At 34.0% G+C, this 23,406-nt stretch carries 23 protein-coding genes; 5 read left to right on the top strand and 18 right to left on the bottom strand.

Translation table 11 applies throughout. The features are described 5' to 3' along the window. Positions 1-7 precede the first annotated feature (7 nt). From LBU54_RS09035 to LBU54_RS09020, 4 genes are all read left to right on the top strand, one after another. Positions 8-994: a PorP/SprF family type IX secretion system membrane protein gene (locus LBU54_RS09035; protein ID WP_224528514.1), complete on the top strand. Its 987-nt coding sequence runs from the start codon at positions 8-10 to the stop codon at positions 992-994. A gap of 68 nt (positions 995-1,062) precedes the next feature. Next, positions 1,063-1,860, top strand: coding sequence for a LytTR family DNA-binding domain-containing protein (locus LBU54_RS09030; RefSeq protein ID WP_224528512.1), 798 nt, complete (start codon positions 1,063-1,065; stop codon positions 1,858-1,860). 97 nt (positions 1,861-1,957) lie between these two features. Next, on the top strand, positions 1,958-3,205 hold the full coding sequence (locus tag LBU54_RS09025) for a S41 family peptidase (protein WP_224528510.1): 1,248 nt from the start codon (positions 1,958-1,960) through the stop codon (positions 3,203-3,205). Positions 3,206-3,339: 134 nt separating this feature from the next. Beyond that, complete coding sequence (locus LBU54_RS09020) at positions 3,340-3,783, top strand: toxin-antitoxin system YwqK family antitoxin (RefSeq protein ID WP_224528508.1); 444 nt, start codon at positions 3,340-3,342, stop codon at positions 3,781-3,783. On the opposite strand, the gene hisIE is transcribed toward LBU54_RS09020, so the two are convergent. The 18 genes from hisIE to LBU54_RS08930 all read right to left on the bottom strand — a co-directional run bounded on the left by hisIE (position 3,784) and on the right by LBU54_RS08930 (position 21,669). After that, a complete protein-coding gene (hisIE, locus tag LBU54_RS09015; protein ID WP_224528504.1) occupies positions 3,784-4,383 on the bottom strand; it encodes a bifunctional phosphoribosyl-AMP cyclohydrolase/phosphoribosyl-ATP diphosphatase HisIE in 600 nt (199 codons plus the stop codon). It lies immediately after the preceding gene. After that, a complete protein-coding gene (gene hisF / locus LBU54_RS09010) occupies positions 4,380-5,135 on the bottom strand; it encodes an imidazole glycerol phosphate synthase subunit HisF (RefSeq protein WP_224528501.1) in 756 nt (251 codons plus the stop codon). Before hisF ends, hisIE begins: the two co-directional genes overlap by 4 nt. Before the next feature lies 1 nt (position 5,136). Continuing rightward, positions 5,137-5,871 (bottom strand): 1-(5-phosphoribosyl)-5-[(5-phosphoribosylamino)methylideneamino]imidazole-4-carboxamide isomerase, encoded by a 735-nt coding sequence (gene hisA / locus LBU54_RS09005; RefSeq protein WP_224528500.1) that lies wholly within the window; start codon positions 5,869-5,871, stop codon positions 5,137-5,139. Position 5,872: 1 nt separating this feature from the next. After that, the gene (gene hisH / locus LBU54_RS09000; RefSeq protein ID WP_224528499.1) at positions 5,873-6,454 is read right to left on the bottom strand and encodes an imidazole glycerol phosphate synthase subunit HisH; all 582 of its coding nucleotides are present in this window, start codon (positions 6,452-6,454) and stop codon (positions 5,873-5,875) included. After that, positions 6,454-7,590: a bifunctional histidinol-phosphatase/imidazoleglycerol-phosphate dehydratase HisB gene (gene hisB, locus LBU54_RS08995; protein ID WP_224528498.1), complete on the bottom strand. Its 1,137-nt coding sequence runs from the start codon at positions 7,588-7,590 to the stop codon at positions 6,454-6,456. The genes hisH and hisB overlap by 1 nt, the downstream gene beginning before the upstream one ends. A gap of 86 nt (positions 7,591-7,676) precedes the next feature. Then, positions 7,677-8,714 (bottom strand): histidinol-phosphate transaminase, encoded by a 1,038-nt coding sequence (gene hisC, locus LBU54_RS08990; RefSeq protein ID WP_224528497.1) that lies wholly within the window; start codon positions 8,712-8,714, stop codon positions 7,677-7,679. Positions 8,715-8,716: 2 nt separating this feature from the next. Then, complete coding sequence (hisD, locus tag LBU54_RS08985) at positions 8,717-9,997, bottom strand: histidinol dehydrogenase (RefSeq protein ID WP_224528496.1); 1,281 nt, start codon at positions 9,995-9,997, stop codon at positions 8,717-8,719. A 1-nt stretch (position 9,998) separates the two neighbouring features. Beyond that, a complete protein-coding gene (gene hisG / locus LBU54_RS08980; RefSeq protein ID WP_224528495.1) occupies positions 9,999-10,856 on the bottom strand; it encodes an ATP phosphoribosyltransferase in 858 nt (285 codons plus the stop codon). 222 nt (positions 10,857-11,078) lie between these two features. After that, on the bottom strand, positions 11,079-11,894 hold the full coding sequence (locus LBU54_RS08975; RefSeq protein ID WP_224528494.1) for a prohibitin family protein: 816 nt from the start codon (positions 11,892-11,894) through the stop codon (positions 11,079-11,081). A gap of 12 nt (positions 11,895-11,906) precedes the next feature. After that, a complete protein-coding gene (locus LBU54_RS08970) occupies positions 11,907-13,940 on the bottom strand; it encodes a vWA domain-containing protein (protein ID WP_224528493.1) in 2,034 nt (677 codons plus the stop codon). 36 nt (positions 13,941-13,976) lie between these two features. Next, the gene (gene fabG, locus LBU54_RS08965; protein WP_224528489.1) at positions 13,977-14,723 is read right to left on the bottom strand and encodes a 3-oxoacyl-[acyl-carrier-protein] reductase; all 747 of its coding nucleotides are present in this window, start codon (positions 14,721-14,723) and stop codon (positions 13,977-13,979) included. 127 nt (positions 14,724-14,850) lie between these two features. Next, positions 14,851-15,720, bottom strand: a complete 870-nt coding sequence (sucD, locus tag LBU54_RS08960) for a succinate--CoA ligase subunit alpha (protein ID WP_224528486.1) — start codon at positions 15,718-15,720, stop codon at positions 14,851-14,853. A 72-nt stretch (positions 15,721-15,792) separates the two neighbouring features. Beyond that, a complete protein-coding gene (locus tag LBU54_RS08955) occupies positions 15,793-16,734 on the bottom strand; it encodes a UDP-3-O-(3-hydroxymyristoyl)glucosamine N-acyltransferase (RefSeq protein WP_224528484.1) in 942 nt (313 codons plus the stop codon). Continuing rightward, positions 16,735-17,301: an elongation factor P gene (gene efp, locus LBU54_RS08950; protein ID WP_224528481.1), complete on the bottom strand. Its 567-nt coding sequence runs from the start codon at positions 17,299-17,301 to the stop codon at positions 16,735-16,737. Between the two features lie 8 nt (positions 17,302-17,309). Beyond that, the gene (gene lpxA / locus LBU54_RS08945; RefSeq protein ID WP_224528479.1) at positions 17,310-18,095 is read right to left on the bottom strand and encodes an acyl-ACP--UDP-N-acetylglucosamine O-acyltransferase; all 786 of its coding nucleotides are present in this window, start codon (positions 18,093-18,095) and stop codon (positions 17,310-17,312) included. Between the two features lies 1 nt (position 18,096). After that, positions 18,097-19,503 carry a bifunctional UDP-3-O-[3-hydroxymyristoyl] N-acetylglucosamine deacetylase/3-hydroxyacyl-ACP dehydratase gene (locus tag LBU54_RS08940; protein ID WP_224528476.1) on the bottom strand — a complete coding sequence of 469 codons (1,407 nt, stop codon included), beginning with the start codon at positions 19,501-19,503 and terminating at the stop codon, positions 18,097-18,099. Then, entirely contained in the window at positions 19,490-20,518 is a 1,029-nt protein-coding gene (lpxD, locus tag LBU54_RS08935; protein WP_224528473.1) for a UDP-3-O-(3-hydroxymyristoyl)glucosamine N-acyltransferase, read from the bottom strand. The genes LBU54_RS08940 and lpxD overlap by 14 nt, the downstream gene beginning before the upstream one ends. Before the next feature lie 47 nt (positions 20,519-20,565). Next, on the bottom strand, positions 20,566-21,669 hold the full coding sequence (locus LBU54_RS08930; protein WP_224528470.1) for an HD domain-containing protein: 1,104 nt from the start codon (positions 21,667-21,669) through the stop codon (positions 20,566-20,568). 165 nt (positions 21,670-21,834) lie between these two features. Here LBU54_RS08930 and porX point away from each other — a divergent pair, with 165 nt between their 5' ends. Then, positions 21,835-23,382, top strand: coding sequence for a T9SS response regulator signal transducer PorX (gene porX, locus LBU54_RS08925; RefSeq protein WP_224528468.1), 1,548 nt, complete (start codon positions 21,835-21,837; stop codon positions 23,380-23,382). Positions 23,383-23,406: the final 24 nt, after the last annotated feature.

Below are 23,406 nucleotides of genomic sequence, written 5' to 3'. Positions count from 1 at the left end.
GAATACGATGAAAAAATTTAAACTTTATATATGTTTCTTAATGCTATCTTTCGGTTATGGCCAGGAGTTAAATTTACCTGTATGGACGCAGTATCTCGCAGACAACGATTTTGTGATTTCACCGACTTATGCCGGAATCGGCGATAATTTGAAGATAAGAGCTAACGGATTGACACAATGGGTTGGCATAAAGAATGCCCCGGATAATCAGTCTTTATATGCCGATTTTAGATTTGCTAATAGATCTGGTGTGGGAATTTCAGCTTATAATGATAAAAACGGTAATACCAGACAAAAGGGTATGAAGATATCATATGCACACCATTTGACACTAGATTACAAGTCTAAGCAATATTTATCATTTGGTATTTCATACAACATAAATAGTTTTAGAATTGATATAGAAAATTTCAACACAACATATGAAATTCCAATTTTAGACCCAAGTATCACAGACGATAGAGCTATAAACAATAACAATTTTGATGCAGGTATTTTATACCGATGGCGAAACTTTTTTATTAGTCTAAATGCCAATAATTTGATTGAAAAAGACATTGACGACTTTACTGGTGTTGAACCAAATCAGCTTTTAAATTATCAGCTTTACTCAGGGCTAGTATTACGCAGTAAGACAAATAAAGACGTTGAGTTTGAACCGTCAGTTTTCTTTCAACTATTTGACAGTGATAATAGATCTGCGACAGATATAAATTTCAAGTATCGTAAATTCAATAGGGATAGAAATTACTATTGGATTGGCGCTTCTTATCGTTTCTTGAATGATCAGTTCTTAGATCCACTCAATATTGGTCCAATGGGAGGTGTTATGTATAACGGATTGTACTTTGCCTATAGTTATCAGATAACGATGAATGATCTTTCAGGCTTTAATACAGGTACGCATATGGTAACCATAGGCCTAGATCTTTTCCAAGGCGCAAGTAACTGTGCATGTACACGAGGTACAAGCCAGAGTTATTACAGATTGTAGGCCAAGGTTTAATTATTATGGGTTTTACAATACTAATCGTATTTTTGCATAAGCAATAATCGGTATTTTTGAGAAGACTTTATCCTTTCGACCCTTTATTTAAACATCACCTCATAATAGCTTTATTATTAGCTATTTGGGTTTTCGTATTCCTTTATTTTTCTGAGCCCTTGGATGTCAACCAGTTTAACGCAAATGAAAAACTTCTATTTTTACCAGGTTATGGTCTTCTAGGTGGATTATGTTACCTGATTTTTGTGCCTTTTCAATATTTTCTTTATTCTAAAAACAACGCTAAATGGACTATAATTAGTGAACTGGTATTTCTTTTTAGCTTTTGCTTCGTTTCTGTTGTTGTGGCAAGAATATTTTACCTTTTCGTTGTGGTCCCAAACGAGCCCAATCCATATACCCTAGGTTATATGTTAAAGGCTATTTATTTTCCTGCCATAATTACCATTTTACCAATTATATTAATAAGTCGTTTCGCATTTGGAAAATACCATGATAAGCGATTAGATGATCAAAAGATTGAAATTAAAGGTGAAGGCAATTATGAAGGTTTGCGATTACAACTCAATGATCTTATTTGCGTAAAATCTTCTGACAATTATATTGAAGTTTATTATTTATCGGGCACTTACTTAAAAAAGACACTCATAAGAAATAAGCTGAGTGTTATTGATGAAGATTTTGAAGAACTGCAACGCACGCATCGTTCATTCTTAATCAATCCTTACCATTTTCAACAATGGAAAATCAATAACGGAAAACATATACTTCTATTATCTCATGTGATTGAAGTACCAGTTTCAAAAACGTATTTAACTGATGTGAAATCTGTGATTGAACTCACCACAAATTAGGATTATTTCGCCCCAAACACACATTATTATTGAGTTAAATGGTTTAGTCTGGGATATATTTGTTTCAGAAAGTTTAATTAGTTAAAACCATTTAATCATGAAAAAAGTAGTTCTTTTTAATCTTGCTTTAGTACTAGGATTGATTACAAGTTCTGGCCAAAACAACAAATGCGATTGCAAAGCAGATTTAGATTTTATTATTGAAAAACTAAAAGTTACGCCATCATACAAAAGACAAATTAAAGGCCAAAAGGAAATACAATTCAATAAGACTTACGCATCAATAGTGTCAAAAATTAACTATAACACTACCGTAGAAGAGTGTTTTAAATTCCTAGCCAAGCAAATAACCGTTATAGAGGACTTTCATATTAATCTCTATGCTAACACTAAATACTTTAAGAAAAGTGATATGGGCGACGATGAAAAACTGAGTGATTTTTTGCAAAGCAATACTTTTAAATTACACCCTAAATCCACTTTAAATTTGGATTCGCTAAGAGATCAATTAACAATGTCTATTAAAGAGGGCATTGAAGGTATTTACATATTAGGGACAACAACAATAGAAATTGGTATCTTAAAAATGGATGATAACACATACCAAGGTATCGTTTTAGCATCTGATCATCCTCTTTGGACGAGAGGTCAAATATTTCTTTATGTCTACAAGAACAAATTTGATAAATATAACATTATACAACATGATATATACTCAAGACATCTCAAAATGTTCAATAGTATTACTTATGAGAATGGTCGATTATTAAACTTAAAAAAGAATGGCTTTCACAATAATTTTGAATTTAAAACAGACAAGACCTCTAATTGGGAATTAAAAACAATTAACGATTCTGTCCAGTACATTTATATGGGTAATTTTAATAGAAGCTCGGCGAATCGAGAGCAAGCAGACCTATTTTTGAATAAGTTAAAGGATGAGTTAAATGCGCCAAATATAATTGTTGATCTTAGAAGCAACTCGGGTGGTGCTTCAAAAGTATCTCAGGCCTTTTTTAAATTGCTAAGAAAATCTAAAGCCCAATTATTTATAATTACAAACAGTTTTACCATAAGTAATGGTGAGCAATTTACTGTTAAGTTAAAGAATTTGGATAATAGCAAGCACTTGGGGCAAACCACCTATGGTGCTTTGGCTTACGGATCAAATTATGGAAAATTACATCAAACACCCTCAGGCCATTTTTCGTTCTATCCAACTGATATGGATTTTCATAACGAGTACTATAAATATGAAGGCTATGGAATTATACCAGACGTAAAATTAGGTTTTAATAGTGATTGGATAGAACAAACCTTAGCTATCATTTATGAGAGTAAATAATCGGATTAATGGTTCCAATGCATGAGTAAACTTTCTTAATTCATGAGAATAATTGCCACTAATTAAAATAGTGGCAATTTTATTGTTTGCTCATCTAAATGAAAAAAAGCGTGTATATAGTAAAAAGTATTCTTATGAAAACACTTATCGCATTTACAGCAATAGTTTTAGTTTTTAATTTGGTGTGTGCTCAAGAAACCGGAGAACAAAAATTAGTTTCAATGACAGACACCTATCAAAAGGCATATAAATTAGGTTCAAAGTATTATGAAATAGGGTCTGACAAACCCTTTACTGGCGTTCTTTACGGTAAATATGAAAATGGAAAATATATGACCATGCAAGAATACGTCAATGGTATTGGCAACGGAAAGTGGATTGATTTTGATCCGTATGGAAGAAAAGTCTGTGAGGGCACGTATAAGGAAAATAAGGTTGAAGGTCCTGTAACCTTTTACTATGAAAATGGAAAGATTAAGTCAAAAGGTGAATATCTACATTGGAAAAAACCTATTGGTAAATGGACCTACTATGATTATGATGGCAATATTATTTCTACTATAGTCTACACAAGGTAACTACTTATGACGACCTTTTAAAACGTTTACTACGTCATTGAGCTTATATCCTTTTGCCTTTAAAAGCATTAGGTAATGAAACAGCAAATCTGCACTTTCTTCGAGGAATAGATCATCATTATTATCTTTTGCTTCAATAACAACTTCTACAGCCTCTTCACCAACTTTTTGGGCGACCTTGTTAATTCCTTTTGCGAATAAGGAAGCCACATAAGACTTTTGAGAATCTGCATTCTCAATTCTTGAGGTAATAACATCTTCTAATATTGAAAGAAACCCGTAGGATTGAACGTTTTCTTCATTCCAGCAGGTATCTGAACCCTTATGGCATGTTGGGCCTTTTGGACTTACTTTGATTAATAAGGTATCACTATCGCAATCTAATTTAATATCCACTAGATTTAATACATTCCCACTTTCCTCTCCCTTAGTCCAAAGACGTTGCTTTGTACGACTAAAAAATGTCACTAATTTTGATTCAATGGTATGTTGCAATGCTTCAGAATTCATGTAACCTAACATAAGTACCTTCTGGGTTATTGCATCTTGTATAATAGCTGGTACTAATCCATCTGGATTCTTATTAAAATCTACATTCATAATCGTACTTCTATATTCTGTTTTCTTAATTCTTTCTTTAATTCTATAATTGGTATTTCTCCAAAATGAAAAACACTTGCAGCTAATGCAGCATCAGCCTTTCCTATCTTAAAAGTATCTGCAAAATGTTGTATGGTTCCTGCACCACCAGAAGCAATAATTGGGATATTTACTAAATCTGAAAGTTTGGCCAAGGCTTCATTTGCAAAACCAGCTTTTGTACCGTCGTGATTCATAGAGGTAAACAAGATTTCGCCAGCACCGCGCTCTTCTACTTCCTTAGCCCATTCAAATAACTTAATTTCAGTTGGGATGGTTCCTCCAGCCAAATGTAGAAACCACTTCTCTCCTATTTTCTTAGCATCAATAGCTACGACGACACATTGACTTCCGAATTTTTGTGATAATTCATTAATTAATTCTGGTCGTTTGACTGCCGATGAATTTATGGAAACTTTATCTGCGCCACAATGCAATAAGTCATCGACATCTGCAACAGAGGAAATTCCGCCTCCTACAGTAAAAGGTATATTGACCTGTTCTGCTACTTTCAAAACCATATCGTGCATGGTTTTACGCTTCTCTTGAGTTGCTGAAATATCTAAAAAAACCAGTTCGTCTGCTCCTAACAGTGCATATTGCTTGGCTAATTCAACAGGGTCGCCAGCATCACGTAAATCTACAAAGTTGACACCTTTTACGGTACGACCATCTTTGATATCTAAACAAGGAACAATTCGTTTTGTAAGCATATTATAAAAATTGGTCTAATTCTTTTAAACTAATTTTATTCTCGTATATGGCTTTACCAATAATTACACCGTCACAGCCAATTGCTTCTAAGTCCTCTACATCTTTAATATTAGAAACACCACCTGAAGCAATGAGTTTAATGGACTGAGCACCACTACTATTACTACATTCTTTAATAATGGTTTTGTACAAATTAATTGATGGCCCTTCTAGCATACCATCTTTGGAAATATCCGTACAAATGACATACTTAATATGTTTGCGCTGATAATCCTTGATAAAGGAAATAACTTCTTCCTTACTATCATCTTGCCAACCATTGATGGCAATTTTACCTTCATTACTATCCGCACCTAAAATAATTTTTTGAGGTCCATATTTAGTTAACCAACCTTCAAAAGTTTCTCTATCATTAACTGCTATGCTTCCACCTGTAATCTGCCTTGCTCCACAATTAAAGGCAATATTTAAATCTTCATTAGATTTTAAACCACCACCAAAATCAATCTTCAATTTGGTTTTAGCGGCAATTTGTTCCAAAACTTTATAGTTGACAATATGCTTAGCTTTAGCGCCATCTAAATCCACTAAGTGTAAATACTCAATACCCGAACCTTCAAATGCTTTAGCCACTTCAAGTGGATTTTCATTATATATTTTCTTGGTGTCGTAATCACCTTTGGTAAGTCTTACACACTTTCCTTCTATGATATCTATAGCTGGTATAATCCTCATATTATAAGTCTAAAAAGTTTTTTAATAATTGCTCACCGGTCTTACCGCTTTTTTCTGGATGAAATTGAACACCAAAAAAATTTTCATTCTCTAATGCGGAAGCATATTCTATTTCATAATCTGAAATTGCAATAGTTTCATTACAGTGCTCTGCATAATAACTGTGTACAAGATACATGTAATCACCTTCACTAATGTTCTTAAATAAATCTGACTTCAGATTTTTAACCGTATTCCAACCCATTTGCGGTACTTTCACATTATTTGAAAAGCGTTTCACAGTTGTATGAAAAATACCAAGCCCTTGAGTGTCACCTTCTTCTGTATGATTACACATTAACTGCATTCCTAGGCAAATTCCTAAAACGGGCTGTTTTAATTGAGGGATGAGTGTATCCAAACCACTTTCTTTTAGCTTTCTCATGGCCGAGCTTGCTTCTCCTACTCCTGGGAAAATAATCTTATCTGCTTTTAAAATTTCGTTTGAGTCTGATGTTAAAACAGCATCATATCCCAATCGTTGAAAAGCAAATTGAATACTTTTAATATTACCAGCTCCATAATTGACAATTCGTAAATCCATTATAGCATTCCTTTTGTTGAAGGTAAAATCATTTTATCCACATCTTGCTTCACTGCCATTTTAATAGCCTTTGCAAACGCCTTAAATATAGCTTCAATCTTGTGATGCTCATTTGTACCCTCAACTTTTATATTTAAGTTGCATTTAGCACCATCTGTGAAGGATTTAAAGAAGTGATAAAACATTTCCGTAGGCATTTTACCAATCATTTCACGCTTAAATTCGGCATCCCAAACTAGCCAGTTTCTACCCCCAAAATCAATAGCTACCTGTGCTAAACAATCATCCATTGGCAAACAGAAACCATAGCGTTCAATTCCTAATTTATTACCCAGTGTTATGGCAAAAACTTCGCCCAAAGCAATGGCTGTATCTTCTATGGTATGGTGTTCATCAACTTGTAAATCGCCTTCTACCTTTATGTTTAAATCCATTTGCCCATGACGCGCAATTTGGTCTAACATGTGATCAAAAAAAGCAATACCAGTATCTATTTGACCTTTGCCTGTACCATCTAGATTAAGTTCCATCTTGATCTTGGTTTCATTGGTGTTACGCTCAATGGTTCCAACACGTTCAGTAGTTTTTAGAAATCTGTAAATCATCTCCCAATCATTGGTCTCTAAAGCAATGTATTCTTGTAACACATTATTACTAACAGTGACTTCATCTGTTCCTAAATTGGTGTTGTCATTGATAAATATCCCTTTTGCACCTAAATTTTTTGCTAACTCTACGTCAGTGAGTCTATCGCCAATAACAAATGAATTTGCTAAATCATAGTCATCGGAAAAATACTTAGTTAGCAAGCCTGTATTTGGCTTGCGTGTTGGTGCATTATCTTTAGCAAAGGTTCGATCTATAAATTGCTCTTTAAACACGATACCTTCAGCTTCAAATGATTTTAGAATAAAATTATGAACGGGCCAAAACGTATTTTCCGGATACACTTCAGTGCCCAAACCATCTTGATTGGTTACCATAACGATTTCAAAATGCAATTCCTTTGCAATTTTACTTAGGTATTGAAATACTTTCGGATAAAACTCTAGCTTTTCGAATGAATCGACTTGCTCGTCTGCAGGTTCTTTTATGACTGTGCCGTCTCTATCTATAAATAATACTGGTTTTTTCATGTTTGTTTTGTCATTTCTGCGCAGGCAGGAATCTATTTAGTTTTTCTTTTTATTGTGGATTCCGCATCAAGTGCGGAATGACAGTGTTAGTTTAATTCATTCAATACTGCAATCAATTTTTTGTTCTCTTCTTCCGTACCAACAGTAAAACGCAGGCAATTTTCACATAGTGGCTGTGTTGTTCTATTTCTTACCACTATACCTTTGGTAATCAATTGGTTATAACGTGCGTTAGCATCGTCTACTTTTGCCAATACAAAATTTGCATCTGAAGGATATATTTTTTCAATAAATGATATTTCTGAAAATTGATTAATGAGCAATTCTCTTTGGTTTAATATCAAATCAACCTCTTTCTGAACTTCATCTAAATGTGATAATCTATTCAAAGCCTTATCCTGAGTTAATTGATTTACGTTATAAGGTGGTTTAATTTTATTTAATGTTGAAATAATAAATTCTGAAGCATAGCATATCCCTAGTCTAATTCCAGCTAAACCATAAGCTTTGGATAATGTTTGAGTAACGATTAGATTAGGAAACTCATTTAATCGATTTAACCAGCTTTCCTGGTTAGAAAAATCTATATAAGCTTCGTCAATGACTACAATACCATTAAAACCTCTTATCAATTCCTCTATTTTGTTAGTATTAAAACTATTGGCGGTTGGATTATTAGGCGAACAAAGAAACAGCAGTTTTGAATTACTATTCTGCACATTTATAATTTGAGAAACATTAGGTTCAAAATTATTATCTAATTCTACTGAAATTGTTTCTATTGCGTTTAAATCTGCCAAAACTTGATACATCCCATAAGTTGGAGGTAGCGTAATGACATTGTCTAATTTAGGCTCACAAAACGCTCTAAATATTAAATCTAAAACTTCATCACTTCCATTTCCTAGCAAAATCTGAGAAGCAGGAATACCTTTTATATTGGACAATTGCTCCTTAACTGTTGTTTGTTTTGGGTCTGGATAACGATTAACCTCAGTTTGAAACGGATTTTCATTAGCATCAATAAAAATCATATCTGCTGTGGCATCCTTGTATTCATCTCTCGCGGATGAGTAGGCCTTTATGGTTTTTATATTATCGCGTAAAAGACTTTCTATATTCATGATTATAAATCTTTTAAGCGCAATGTTACAGCGTTTTTATGTGCTTGTAATCCTTCTGCCTCTGCCATTAATTCAATAGCTGGTCCAATATTTTTTATACCTTTTTGGGATATTTTCTGAAAGGTAATGCTCTTTAGAAAACTATCTAAATTAACTCCAGAATAAGCTTTAGAAAACCCGTTGGTCGGTAAGGTATGGTTAGTACCTGATGCATAATCTCCGGCACTTTCAGGTGTATAATCACCAATAAATACGGAACCTGCATTTCCTATGTTTTCTACAAAGTAGTTGTCGTCATTGGTAGCAACAATGAAATGTTCTGGGCCATATTCATCAATTAATTCTAAAGCTGTTTTATTATCTTTAACAACAATAGATTTTGAATTATTGATGGCATCCATAGCCATTTCTTTTCTGGGTAAATCTTCTAGTTGAAGGCTAACTTCATTATTAACTTGTTGAGCAAAGCTTTTAGAAGTGGTCACCAAGATTACTTGGCTATCTGATCCATGCTCCGCCTGACTCAATAGATCTGAAGCCACATAGGCAGGGTTTGCTGACTTATCTGCCATTACTAATAATTCACTAGGTCCTGCAGGCATATCGATTGCAACTCCATATTTAGTTGCTAATTGCTTGGCAACGGTTACATACTGATTTCCTGGGCCAAATATTTTATAGACTTGCGGAATAGTTTCTGTCCCAAATGTAAGACCTGCAATAGCTTGGATCCCTCCTACTTTAACTATCTTAGTTACACCACATAGCTTTGCTGTATATAATATTTCATCAGCTAATTTGCCTCCTTTATTTGGTGGTGAACAAAGTACAATTTCCCTGCAACCAGCAATCTTAGCAGGTATGGCAAGCATTAACACAGTTGAAAATAAGGGTGCTGTTCCTCCAGGAATATAGAGGCCTACTTTTTGAATAGGACGTTTTTCCTGCCAACACTTTACACCACGCATAGTCTTTAAAAAAACAGTATCCGTTTGCTGGGCTTCATGAAATTTTTCAATATTATTTTTAGCCAGTTTTATAGCGCTTTTAAGTTCGTCAGATACTGCTTTAGATGCAGTTTTTATTTCTTGTTTACTCACAAGGAAATCGTCTAAATCGACATCATCAAACTTAGAGGTGTACGATTTAATAGCTTTATCACCATTTATTTTTACGTCTGAAAATACATCATAAACTATTGCCTCAATATCGTCAACAGTCTGAGTTGGGCGTTTTAAAATCTCTGCCCAATTTTCTTTTTTTGGATTCTCTATCAACTTCATATTATAATACCATATTTTCTATTGGACAAACTAAGATGCCTTCTGCTCCATTGGCTTTGAGTTCATCAATAACATTCCAAAAATCATTTTTATTGATAACTGAGTGTAAAGAACTCCAACCTTCTTTAGCTAAGGGTAAGATTGTTGGGCTATTCATACCTGGTAATATCGTTACAATTTTCTCAAGCTTATCGTTTGGTACATTAAGTAGTACATATTTGTTTTCACGGCCTCTCAATACCGATTTAAGACGAAATTGTATCTTATCAATTATCGCCTGATTATCTTCTGATATCTTGGGTGATGTGGCTAACACAGCTTCAGACTTTAATAAAACCTCAATCTCTTTTAGTCCATTTTTAAATAAAGTGCTACCACTAGACACGATATCACAAATCCCATCAGCTAATCCTATATTTGGAGCAATCTCTACAGAACCATTAATGATATGTAAATGAGCATTGACACCTGCATCTTCCAAAAATTGATTAACCGTATTCGGATAAGATGTTGCTATACGTTTTCCTTCCAAATCCTTTAAACTTTTCGCTTCTGACGATTTAGGCACAGCGATGGATACACGACATTTTGAAAATCCAAGTTTTTCAACAATTGCAATGTCTTTTCCTTTTTCAATCAATACATTTTCACCGATTATAGCGGCATCTACTACACCATCCTTTAAATATTGAGGTATATCACCATTTCTAAGATAAAAGACTTCTAGCGGAAAATTTCGTGCGGATGCTTTCAGTTGGTCTTTGCCATTATCAATTGAAATCCCTATTTGTTTCAAAATTTTGAGAGAATCCTCATTCAGTCGTCCAGACTTTTGAACTGCAATTTTTAATTTATTCATTTTAAGTTTTGGTTAGTTTGAAAACACTACAAGCTTTAAACAAAAAACCCATTTGATGTTCTCAAACGGGTTTAATTAATATGTTGAAATCAATCAATACATTCTCACCTCGCTTGAGCGATTAGATGAAAATGATGATGCAATTGATTCTGATTCATGTCTTAATTTACTATGACAAAGTTTGTGAAATTTATTTAAGATTCCCAAGTGTTTAACAAAAAATTATTGGTTGCCTAATATTATTGGCATTCCAGAGTCTCCAGATCCAATTACAATAACTTTGCTGTTCGGTGATTCTGATAATTTTATTGTTGCCTCTATACCTTTATCTTGTAATATTTTATCTGTAAGTGACGCACTTAAAATACGGTTGGCATCTGCTTTACCCTTTGCTTCTATTATTTGCCTTTGTGCTTCTTTATCTGCTGTTACAAGTCTAAACTCATATTCTAAAGATTCCTGCTCTTGTTTTAACTTTCTTTCAATAGCATCTTTAATAGTTGGAGGCAACGTTACATCTCTTACTAAAATTTCATCAAGAGTAATGTATTGCTCATCTACAATTTTCTTAGTTTCTTCAAAAATTTCTTTTTGAATAGCATCTCGTTTACTAGAATATAATTGTTCTGGAGTATAGCGCCCTACAACACTTCGTGCTGCGGATCTTATAGTAGGTAATATGATACGCTGTAAATAATTTTCTCCAATTTCTTGGTGTAATTTACCAAGATTTTGATAATCTGGCTGATACCAAGCTGAAGCATCTAGTTGTATATCTAATCCGTTTGACGATAATACCTTCATCTTCTCAAATATTTCTTGACGTCTTACTTCATATACATATACTTTATTCCAAGGCGCTACAATATGAAAACCTTCTCCTAAGGGTGGTTCATCAGTTACCACACCACCTCCAAAAGTTTTATATAATACACCCGCTTCACCAGATCCTATAGTTACAGCAGATTTTGCTATAACAATAATTAAAAAAATAATTCCGATTAAAATCGGTAGTCCAATTTTTGGTAATCTCTCCATTTCAAATTTTATTTAAATTAATCCGTTATATTTTCTAATAAACCACTCGGAAAATAGACATAAAGCTATAAATCCTAGTAGGTATTTCCAATCTATCAAAGGTACAATATTTTTAGTGCTTTTCTGAATGGTTCTATATCTATTATCGCTCAGTAAACCATCTATTAATTCAGAACTATTATTTGCAAAGAATGCTTTACCTCCACTATCTTTTGCCAGTTTATTTAATCGACTTAAATCTGCATTTAAAAATTGTTGTTCAACATTGTATTCGAGAACTTGAATTCGACCGGATGAGGAAATTGGTTCAGAACTATGTTTAACAGTAAAATTATATGAACCAGCTTCAATGCCACTTAAATCTACTGTATATTGAGATCCGTTTAGTAAAAGAGGTAATTCACGTTTTTTACCATTTTCAGAATTCTCAATTAACAGAATTAAGGATGCCTTTGAATCAAATTCAAAATTCTCATTAAAATACTGAGCAGAAATAATGATATTGTCGTTACCATTATAAAAAGATTTATAATCTATGTTCAATCTATTCCGTTTTTTCGTAGAACTTAAGTATTGTATGAGCTTACCGATGAAATTATCAAAATCGTTAAAACTCTCCTTATCCAAATAGGTCTGAGCACGCCAACGCCAAATACCTTCACCAACCAAAACCGCATGCTTCATATCATCAAAACTATAAGTTGCTAGCATCGCATCTCCAGTACTTATGCCATTAACCGTTTTGTATAAGATGATATCGGCCGGTGCCAAAAAATTAAATCCCCCAAATTCGGATTTTAGCGGTGGATAATTTTCAAAAGTTATATTGTCTATTATGAAGGTATTATAATTTCGATTTAATTCTGGTTGAAATTCTTCGGTTTGATTGGTTATTCCCCAAATTACCTTAAGATTAGTATCATTAATAAATTCGTAGTCGGTACTTGCACCAGTTATAATAAAAGTATTTAGCTTTTGTGTTTTAACTTCATTTAAAAGAGATCTAAAGTTACTGTTTGGCTGATAAAGTATAACCAATTGATAATCATCTATTTGACTTAGATACTCATTAGGCTTAAGAATACTAGCGCTACGCTGCTCATTACTCTGAATGGCCTTTTTTAATACACCCAAATCTGGATGAAGTTGATCTGACACAATCGCTACATTAGTCTTTTGGTCAATAACCTCTACTGCAAAATTTTGATAATTATTTACCGTATTCTTTTCTTGAGTGATCGGTACAATTTCTGCTCGATATGTTTTTATGCCAACACTATTGGCAACTAGCGAAGTGACGACGATTTCGGATGATTTATTTTCTGAAAAACTGACTGGTTTACGGTAAACAATCCTATCACCATTCCATATCCGAAATTCGGTATTTACAAAAGTTTCACCTGAATAACTTAAGATTACTTCAATTGGGAATTTATTTTTTAAAAAAGTAAATCTATTAATGTTAAGTTGTTCAATTTTCAAATCGGAAAACACTACAGAGTCACCAAGTATCAAAGGATAAATAGATTGTTTAACCGTATTGGCCATGTAGCTGTAGTCTCTACCAATCGTTTGATTACCATCTGAAAATAGAATAATTGGAGCTGTTTTGTCTTTATAAACTTCCCCTAATTGTCTCAACACACTGGAAATGTTTGTTTGAGCACCTGAAAAAGACAAACTATCATTTTCCCTTAGTTCATTAGAAAAAGTATAACGATTAACATCAAATCGTTTATTTAGCTGCTCATTTCCAGTAATGTAGCTTACTATTTCATTTACAGTGGAATCTTGATTTAAATAGCTTATAGATTCAGAATTGTCTATGGCAAGCACTAACTGAGGCTTCTCATTATAAAAAGTGTTAGATTCAAACTTTGGATTGATTAATAGCAATAACAAACCAAAAACCGATAAGGCTCTTAGAAAAAGAAGATAGTACTTTATACCTCTTTTGATTTTAGATTTATATACATATTGAAACAGCGCTATTAAAAGCGCTGCTATTCCAGCAATAATGATATATAAAATTGACTCTATTTGCATATTTGCGTAGTCCTAAAAGGATCTACAAACACGTGTTTATGTTAGCATTCCACCATCTACATTAAGTGTTTGGCCAGTTACGTAAGAACTTAAATCACTCGCTAAATACACACACGCATTTGCTATGTCTTCTGGCGTGCCTCCACGCTTAAGTGGTATTGCATTTCTCCAACCCTTAACGGTTTCTTCATCAAGTTTAGCGGTCATCTCTGTTTCAATAAATCCTGGCGCAATAACATTACTTCTAATGTTTCTTGAACCCAGCTCTAATGCAACTGACTTTGAAAATCCTATTATTCCTGCCTTTGAAGCTGCGTAATTGGTTTGCCCGGCATTACCCTTAACACCAACGACAGAACTCATATTAATTATTGATCCTTTACGTTGCTTAAGCATAGTACGTTGCACTGCTTTTGTCATATTAAAAACAGACTTTAAATTGACTTCGATTACCTTATCAAAATCATCTTCGCTCATCCTCATTAAAAGATTGTCTTTTGTAATTCCAGCGTTATTTACCAATATATCTATGGTACCAAATTCTGACAATACATCTTCAGCCAATTTTTGTGCTTCTTCGAAACTTGCCGCATTACTTTGATATCCTTTGGCCTTAATTCCTCGACTAATTAAATCTTTTTCTAATTCGTTAGCGGCTTCTACTGATGAGCTATAAGTAAATGCAATATTTGCACCATGATTTGCAAAAACTTCGGCTATACCTTTACCAATACCTCTACTAGCACCAGTTATTATTGCTGTTTTCCCTTCTAATAATTTCATTTTTTTTTGATTAGTTAGTTTGATGTACTTCTTATGTCTCTATCAAATATACTAATTACAAATTACGACGACATAAAAAAACCTCACAAGATTTTGTAAGGTTTTTAACTTTTGTAAGCGCTTTGTATTACAATACTTCGGCAACTTTTTTACCTATTTCTGCTGGAGAATCAACGACATGAATTCCACATGCTCGCATGATTTTCTTCTTGGCTTGTGCAGTATCGTCACTACCTCCAACAATAGCACCTGCATGTCCCATAGTTCTTCCTGCAGGAGCTGTTTCACCAGCTATAAAACCAACCACAGGTTTTTTACTTCCGCTTTCTTTGTACCATCTTGCGGCATCTGCCTCTAACTGACCACCGATCTCGCCAATCATTACAACGGCTTCGGTTTCAGGATCGTTAATTAATAATTCTACAGCTTCTTTTGTAGTTGTACCTATTATTGGGTCACCACCAATTCCAATGGCTGTGGTTATACCCAAACCTTGTTTTACCACTTGGTCTGCTGCTTCGTAAGTAAGTGTTCCAGATTTGGACACTATACCTACTTTTCCCTTTTTGAACACAAAGCCAGGCATTATTCCAACTTTGGCCTCACCAGGTGTTATAACTCCTGGACAGTTTGGGCCAACTAGTCTGCTTCCTCTATCCTTAATATACTCATAGGCCTTTATCATATCTCCAACTGGAATACCTTCTGTAATCGTAATAATTACTTTAATACCTGCGTCTGCTGCCTCCATAATAGCATCTGCTGCGAAGGCAGGTGGAACAAAAATTATGGTTGTATCTGCACCAACTTTTTCAACAGCTTCAGAAACAGTGTTAAATACAGGCTTGTCCAAATGAGTTTGGCCTCCTTTGCCTGGTGTAACACCTCCAACTACATTGGTACCATATTCTATCATTTGACTAGCGTGAAATGTACCTTCACTGCCAGTAAATCCTTGGACTATAATTTTTGAATCTTTATTAACTAATACGCTCATGTAAATGATTTTCTATTAAAAAAACATTGCAAAAATAAAACTTTTTAAATCTTTAAATTAAGTTTAAAGAATTTATTCCGATAATTTTTTCACTTGTTTTGAAAGTTCTGGAATTCTTTTTATTGAAGCTATTTCTTTATACTTGCTTCTGGCATCTTCAGCAGGAGAACCAAAATAGGTTTTGTTCCCCTTTAAGGATTTACTTATACCTGATTGTGCAAGTATAATAGCCTTTTTTCCAATGGTTATACCGCTTGTTATGCCAACTTGACCCCAAATGGTAACTTCATCTTCAATAACCACGCAACCAGCTATTCCGGTTTGAGACGCAATTAAACACTTTTTACCGATAATGGTGTCATGACCAACTTGTATTTGATTATCTAATTTTGAACCTGCCCCAATAGTCGTATCACCTGTTACGCCTCTATCAATAGTGCACAATGCTCCGATATCAACATTGTCTTCAATCACAACACGTCCTCCTGATAACAACTGATCAAATCCTTCAGGTCTATTTTTATAATAAAATGCCGAAGCACCCAATACACTACCTGCATGTATCGTTACATTATTGCCAATAACCGTATCATCATAGATACTTACATTAGAATGAATAATACAGTCTTTACCAATTATTACATTATTACCAATAAAGCAATTGGGTTGAACTATTGTGCCCTCACCAATTAAGGCGTTTGATGCAATAGCGTTATTACTGGGTTTAAATGGCTTAAAATGTTCTGTTAGTTTGTTAAAATCCCTAAATGGATCGTCTGAAATCAGGAGGGCTTTTCCTAGAGGGCACTCAACTTTTTTGTTAATCAAAATTACTGTAGCGCGAGAATTTAAAGCTTTGTCATAGTATTTTGGATGGTCTACAAAGACGATGTCTCCAGGTTCCACAACATGGATTTCATTCATTCCTAATACTTGAAAATCAGTAGCTCCTACAAATTCACAGGAAATAATCCCAGCAATTTCTTTTAAGGTGTGTGCTCTTGGAAACTTCATTTATTCCTTTATACGTTCTTTGTAAGTTCCCTTATCTGTTTCTATCTTAATCTTATCGCCTTCATTGATGAAAAGAGGAACATTAACAATAGCTCCTGTTTCAACAGTTGCAGGTTTGGTAGCATTAGTTGCAGTATTACCTTTTACACCAGGCTCGGTATGTGTAACTTCTAAAATTACCGTTGCAGGCATATCAACGGATAATGGCATATTATCTTCAGTATTGATTTGAATGGTTACGATTTCGCCTTCCTTCATTAAGTCTGCTCTATCTAATGCTGATTCTAATAATCGTATCTGTGTATAATCTGCTTCATTCATAAAGTGATAAAACTCACCATCATTGTATAAGTACTGAAATTTATGAGTCTCTACTCTGACATCATCAATTTTGTGGCCTGCTGAAAAAGTATTGTCAATAACCTTTCCTGTGGTTACACTTTTTAATTTTGTTCTCACAAATGCTGGACCCTTTCCGGGCTTCACGTGCAGAAACTCTATTATTTTATAAATGTCATTATTGTATTTGATGCACAATCCATTACGGATATCTGAGGTGTTTGCCATATTAAAATTTAATTTGATTTAAAGTACCCTTTCATAATTCCACGATGGGAATTCTTTATGAACTGAAGAATTTCATCGCGCTCTGGTGTTGCCTCCATTTCGGCTTCTATTATTTCTGTTGCTTGGGTAGTGTTGTAATTTTTCTGATAAAGTATTCTAAATATATTTTGAATCTCTCGTATTTTCTCAGTGCTGAACCCTCTTCTTCTTAGTCCAACAGAATTAATTCCAACATAGGATAAAGGCTCTCTTGCAGCTTTGACAAATGGTGGCACATCTTTTCTAACCAATGATCCGCCAGTTACAAATGCATGATTACCTATTGAACAAAATTGATGGACAGCTGTCATTCCTGCCAAAACAACATAATCACCTACAGTAATGTGACCTGCAAGTGTACTATTATTAGAAAAGATACAGTTGTTGCCAACAACACAGTCATGAGCAATGTGACAATATGCCATAATCAGACAGTTGTTTCCAATTACGGTCTTCATTTTGTCCGTAGTACCTCGATTAATTGTAACACATTCCCTAATGGTTACATTATCTCCAATTTCTACAGTGGTATCTTCATCATTATATTTAAGGTCTTGCGGAACTGCAGAAATTACTGCGCCTGGAAAAATATTACAATTCTTACCAATACGTGCACCCTCCATGATTGTAACATTACTGCCGATCCAAGTACCTTCCCCAATTTTTACATTATTGTGAATTGTTGTGAATGGTTCTATAACGACGTTCTTCGCAATTTTTGCGCCTGGATGAACGTATGCAAGTGGTTGGTTCATTTTATTTTACTTTAGAAATTTGGGCCATTAACTCTGCCTCAGCACATAATTTTCCATTTGTATATGCATAACCTTGCATATGACAAATGCCACGTCTTATTGGTGTAATTAATTCGCATTTAAAAATAAGAGTATCGCCAGGAACAACTTTTTGTTTAAACTTTACATTATCCATTTTCATGAAGAATGTTAGGTAATTTTCTGGGTCTGGCACTGTGCTTAAAACTAAAATACCCCCTGTTTGTGCCATTGCTTCTACAATTAACACGCCAGGCATAACAGGTGCACCAGGAAAATGACCTTTGAAAAATTCCTCATTCATAGTCACATTTTTCATCCCAATAACATAATTGTCCGTTAATTCATAAACCTTATCGAGTAGTAAAAATGGTTGCCTGTGTGGCAACATATTCATAATCTGATTTACATCCATTAACGGAGGCGCATTTAGATTAATTTGCGGAACATTATTACGTCTCTCATTCTTTATCAATTTTGAGATTTTCTTTGCAAACTGCGTATTCACATAATGTCCTGGCTTATTCGCGATTACTTTTCCTCGCACTTTTGTTCCTATCAAAGCTAAATCACCAACTACGTCTAAAAGCTTGTGACGTGCAGCTTCATTTGGGTAGTGCAAGGTGAGATTATCTAAAATACCGTTTGGCTTAACAGCAATGTTATCTTTTTTAAATGCAATTTTAAGTCTTTCCATCGTATCTGGTGATAATTCCTTATCTACATATACGATAGCGTTGTTTAAATCACCTCCCTTGATCAGACCGTGTTCTAACAACATTTCCAACTCATGCAAAAAGCTAAACGTTCTTGCGTCTGCAATTTCGGTTTTAAACTCATCTACATGGTGCATTGTAGCGTTTTGAGTGCCAAGAACTTTGGTGCCAAAATCAACCATTGTAGTTACTTGATAGGACTTTGCTGGCATTAATAAAATTTCACTCCCGGACTCTTCGTCAGAATAGGATAGCACTTGTGTTACTTTATATTCTTCTCTAAATGCTTCCTGCTCAACAATACCAGCTTTTTCAATTGCTTCAACAAAAAACTTAGAAGAACCATCCATGATTGGAGGCTCTGAAGCATTGAGCTCAATTATTGCATTGTCAATATCCAATCCTACCAAGGCAGCCAAAACATGTTCACAGGTTTGAATAGTTACCCCGTTTTTTTCTAGGCAAGTTCCACGCTGTGTATTTGTAACATAATTAGCATCCGCCTCGATTTTAGGACTACCTTCCAAATCGACACGTTCAAAAATAAAACCAGAATTTTCTAGACCTGGTTTGAACACTAGCTTAACGTCCTTACCTGTATGAAGACCAACACCTTCGAGTGTAACTTCATTTTTAATAGTCTTCTGCTTAATTTCTGTTTTAATTATTGCCATTGACTTTCTTTTCTAATTCGTTTAAATTTTTGACAATCTTAGGTAGATTTTTAAAGTACACATAAGACTTATTATAGTCTCCATAAGTTAAGGCTGGAGACCCTTGTAGTACTTCATTATCCTTAACATGTCTACTTATTCCTGATTGTGCTTGTATTTTTACGTTATTGCCTATTGTAATATGCCCCACAATACCTACTTGTCCACCTATTTGACAATTCTCACCAATCTTAGTGGAGCCTGCAACACCTGTTTGAGCAGCTATTACAGTATTTTTTCCTATTTCTACGTTGTGGGCAATTTGTATTTGGTTATCTAACTTAACACCACGTCTTATTATAGTAGAACCTAGTGTAGCTCTATCAATAGTAGTTCCAGCACCAATATCTACGTAATCTTCAAGAATAACATTGCCGATTTGGGGTACTTTTGAATATTCCCCTTTATCGTTTGGTGCAAATCCAAACCCATCGGCACCAATAATCGCTCCTGAGTTAATCACGCAACTGTTTCCAATTCTACAATCTGAATAAATTTTGGCTCCTGAAAAAATAACTGTATTATCTCCTATTACAACATTATCTCCTATGTAACTATTTGGATAGATTTTAACATTATTACCAATTTTAACATTGTTCCCTATGTAAGCGAAAGCTCCTAAATAGCAATTATCGCCTAGAATTGAAGAATCAGAAATAAAACTTGGCTTTTCAATGCCAATTTTATTTAGTTTAATCTGGTTATAATATTCCAACAATTTTGTAAAAGCGCTATATGCGTCATCCACTTTAATTAAAGTTGTAGATAACGCTTCATCCGGTTCAAAATCTGCATTTACGATTGTAATCGAAGCTTTTGTGGAATAAATAAATGGCTTATATTTTGGATTGGCCAAAAAGGTTAGCGTTCCTTCCTTACCTTCCTCTATTTTAGCAAGCTGGGAGACTTCAACAGTTGGATCTCCAACCACATCGCCTTCCAATATACCTGCTATTTGCTCTGCCGTGAATTTCAATTAATTGATATTAGTTTGCTGGTTTCCGCAAAAATAGAAAAAATGTATCACATTTTCTTTTTAGGATAGCATATATAATATTTTGTTACTGGTTTACTCAATGCTTTTAGATTGAGTTGGTCCGCTGCCTTTAATACATCTTTTATTTTTCCAGTTTTAAACAATATATTGACTTTGTCTTTTTTTTGTTGATATGCTTGATTTGCAATTTCTCCTTGAAAAACAAAATATGATGCTTCTTGATCGGAAATATTGTACCTTACTTTTAAAGCCTCCTTATGCACGATTAAATCCTTTGGCTTAAAGGGCTTATCCTTTAGTTTAATTTTCAATAAATCTCTATTAATTATCATATCACAAAGATTACTCAGCACAAAATCATCATGATATTGCCATGCTTTCATTGCAGAAACGATGTCATAATCATCTAACCTTGAAAAGGTTTCAAGAGTTTCGCGATTGAAATTTTCTTTATTTATTTCATTTTTTAAGAAATAGCTTAACGCTGGGCTGCATTGCAATTCAATACCATTGACGACTAGTTCTTTAGCCCGTTTTAGAATTCGTGTTAGTAGTTGTTCTGCAACAAGACCAGTTTTATGAAGGTAAACTTGCCAATACATAAAACGTCTGGCTATTAAAAATTTTTCAATACTGTATATACCCTTTTCTTCAACAACCAATTCATCATCCACTACATTAAGCATTGTTATTAATCTTTCGCTGTTAATGTTACCTTCTGCCACGCCAGTGTAAAAACTATCGCGTTTTAAATAATCTGCCCTATCCATATCTAACTGACCAGAAATTAGTTGGCACATAAATTTACGCGGATAATGACCTCTAAAAATGGATTTGGCTAACGTTAAACTTCCGTTAAACTCCTTATCCAAAACCTCCATAAAAAGTACTGAAATTTCTTCGTGAGTTATACCTTCTACTAAGCTATGTTCCATTGCATGAGAAAATGGACCATGGCCAATATCATGCAACAATATTGCAATAAGCAAGGCATTTTCTTCGTCTTCAGAAATGCTAACATCCTTAAAACGAAGCACATTGATTGCTTTCTGCATTAAATGCATACTTCCTAGTGCATGATGAAATCTTGTATGATGTGCTCCAGGATAAACCAAATAAGACATTCCCATTTGAGTAATTCGCCTTAACCTTTGAAAATATTTATGCTCAATTAAGTCAAAAATTAGAGAATTTGGAATAGTAATAAATCCGTAAATTGGATCGTTAAATATTTTGAGCTTATTCTTGATAGTTTAATTTTAAAATCATTAATTAAAAAACAAATATACACCAACATGATTAATATTCTTTGGGTAGACGATGAAATAGACCTGCTTAAACCCCACATACTTTTTTTAGAACAAAAACAATATAATGTATCTACCTGCAAAAGCGGCACCGAAGCATTAGAAATTATTAGCGATAGTAATTTTGATATTGTTTTTTTGGACGAAAACATGCCTGGATTAACTGGTCTAGAAACTTTGAATGACATAAAGGAAAGACGCCCTAATCTGCCGGTGGTTATGATAACAAAGAGTGAAGAAGAATATATTATGGAGGAAGCCATAGGCAGTAAAATAGCAGACTACCTCATAAAACCAGTAAATCCAAATCAAATACTTTTAAGTTTAAAAAAGAACTTAGATCACTCAAGACTTATATCGGAGAAAACAACCTCAAACTACCAGCAGGAATTCAGAAAAATTGCAATGGATCTCACAATGGTAAATTCTTATGAGGAATGGATAGAACTATACCAGAAATTAATTTACTGGGAACTTCAATTAGAAGATATTGAAGATATAGGAATGACAGATATCCTTGAATCCCAAAAGACCGAGGCTAATTCACAATTTGGTAAATTCATTGAAAAAAATTATCAAGATTGGTTTCTTCCAAAAACAGATGCACCTATCATGTCACATACCTTATTTAAGGAAAAAGTTATCCCTGAGCTAAGCGATAAACAACCTACTTTAATGCTTGTCATAGATAATTTAAGATATGATCAATGGAAGGCATTTGAACCAATTGTAAATAATTACTACAAAAAAATATCAGAACTACCTTACTTATCAATTTTGCCTACTGCCACGCAATATGCGCGTAACGCAATTTTTTCAGGACTTATGCCAGCGGATATGGAGAAGCTATATCCACAATATTGGAAAAATGATACTGATGAAGGTGGCAAAAATTTACATGAAGAGGACTTTTTACGCGAGCAAATTAATCGCTTAGGGCTACGTCATCTTAAATATGAATATCATAAAATAACCAATCTAAAATCTGGCAAAAAACTAGTGGAGAATTTTAGAGCCCTTAAAGAAAACGACTTAACTGTGGTAGTCTACAACTTTGTAGATATGCTATCTCATTCAAAGACAGAAATGGAAGTAGTCAAAGAATTGGCTTCTAATGATAAAGCTTATCGCTCCTTAACAGTTAGCTGGTTTAAAAATTCACCTTTGCTTGAAATGATTCAGTTGTCCCAACAACTAGGCTTCAAATTAATTTTAACTACAGACCACGGAACAATTAATGTTAAGGCACCATCCAAGGTAATTGGCGATAGAGACACGAGCTTGAACCTTAGGTATAAAACTGGTCGAAGTTTAACCTATCAAGAAAAAGAAGTACTTGCAGTTAAAGACCCTAAGAGTATTTATTTACCTGCACTTTCAATGAGTAGTTCCTTCATTTTTGCAAAAGGCGATCTTTTTCTGGCCTATCCAAATAATTTTAATCATTATGTTAGCTATTACAGAAACACATATCAGCATGGAGGTATTTCATTAGAAGAAATGATTATTCCTTTTGTTGTTTTAGAACCCAAATAAATCTGTAAAAGGTAAAAATATCCG

It is taken from the genome of Winogradskyella alexanderae, from assembly GCF_020166335.1.
GTDB classification, from domain to species: Bacteria; Bacteroidota; Bacteroidia; order Flavobacteriales; family Flavobacteriaceae; genus Winogradskyella; species Winogradskyella alexanderae.
This window is presented reverse-complemented; position numbering and strand designations above follow the sequence as displayed.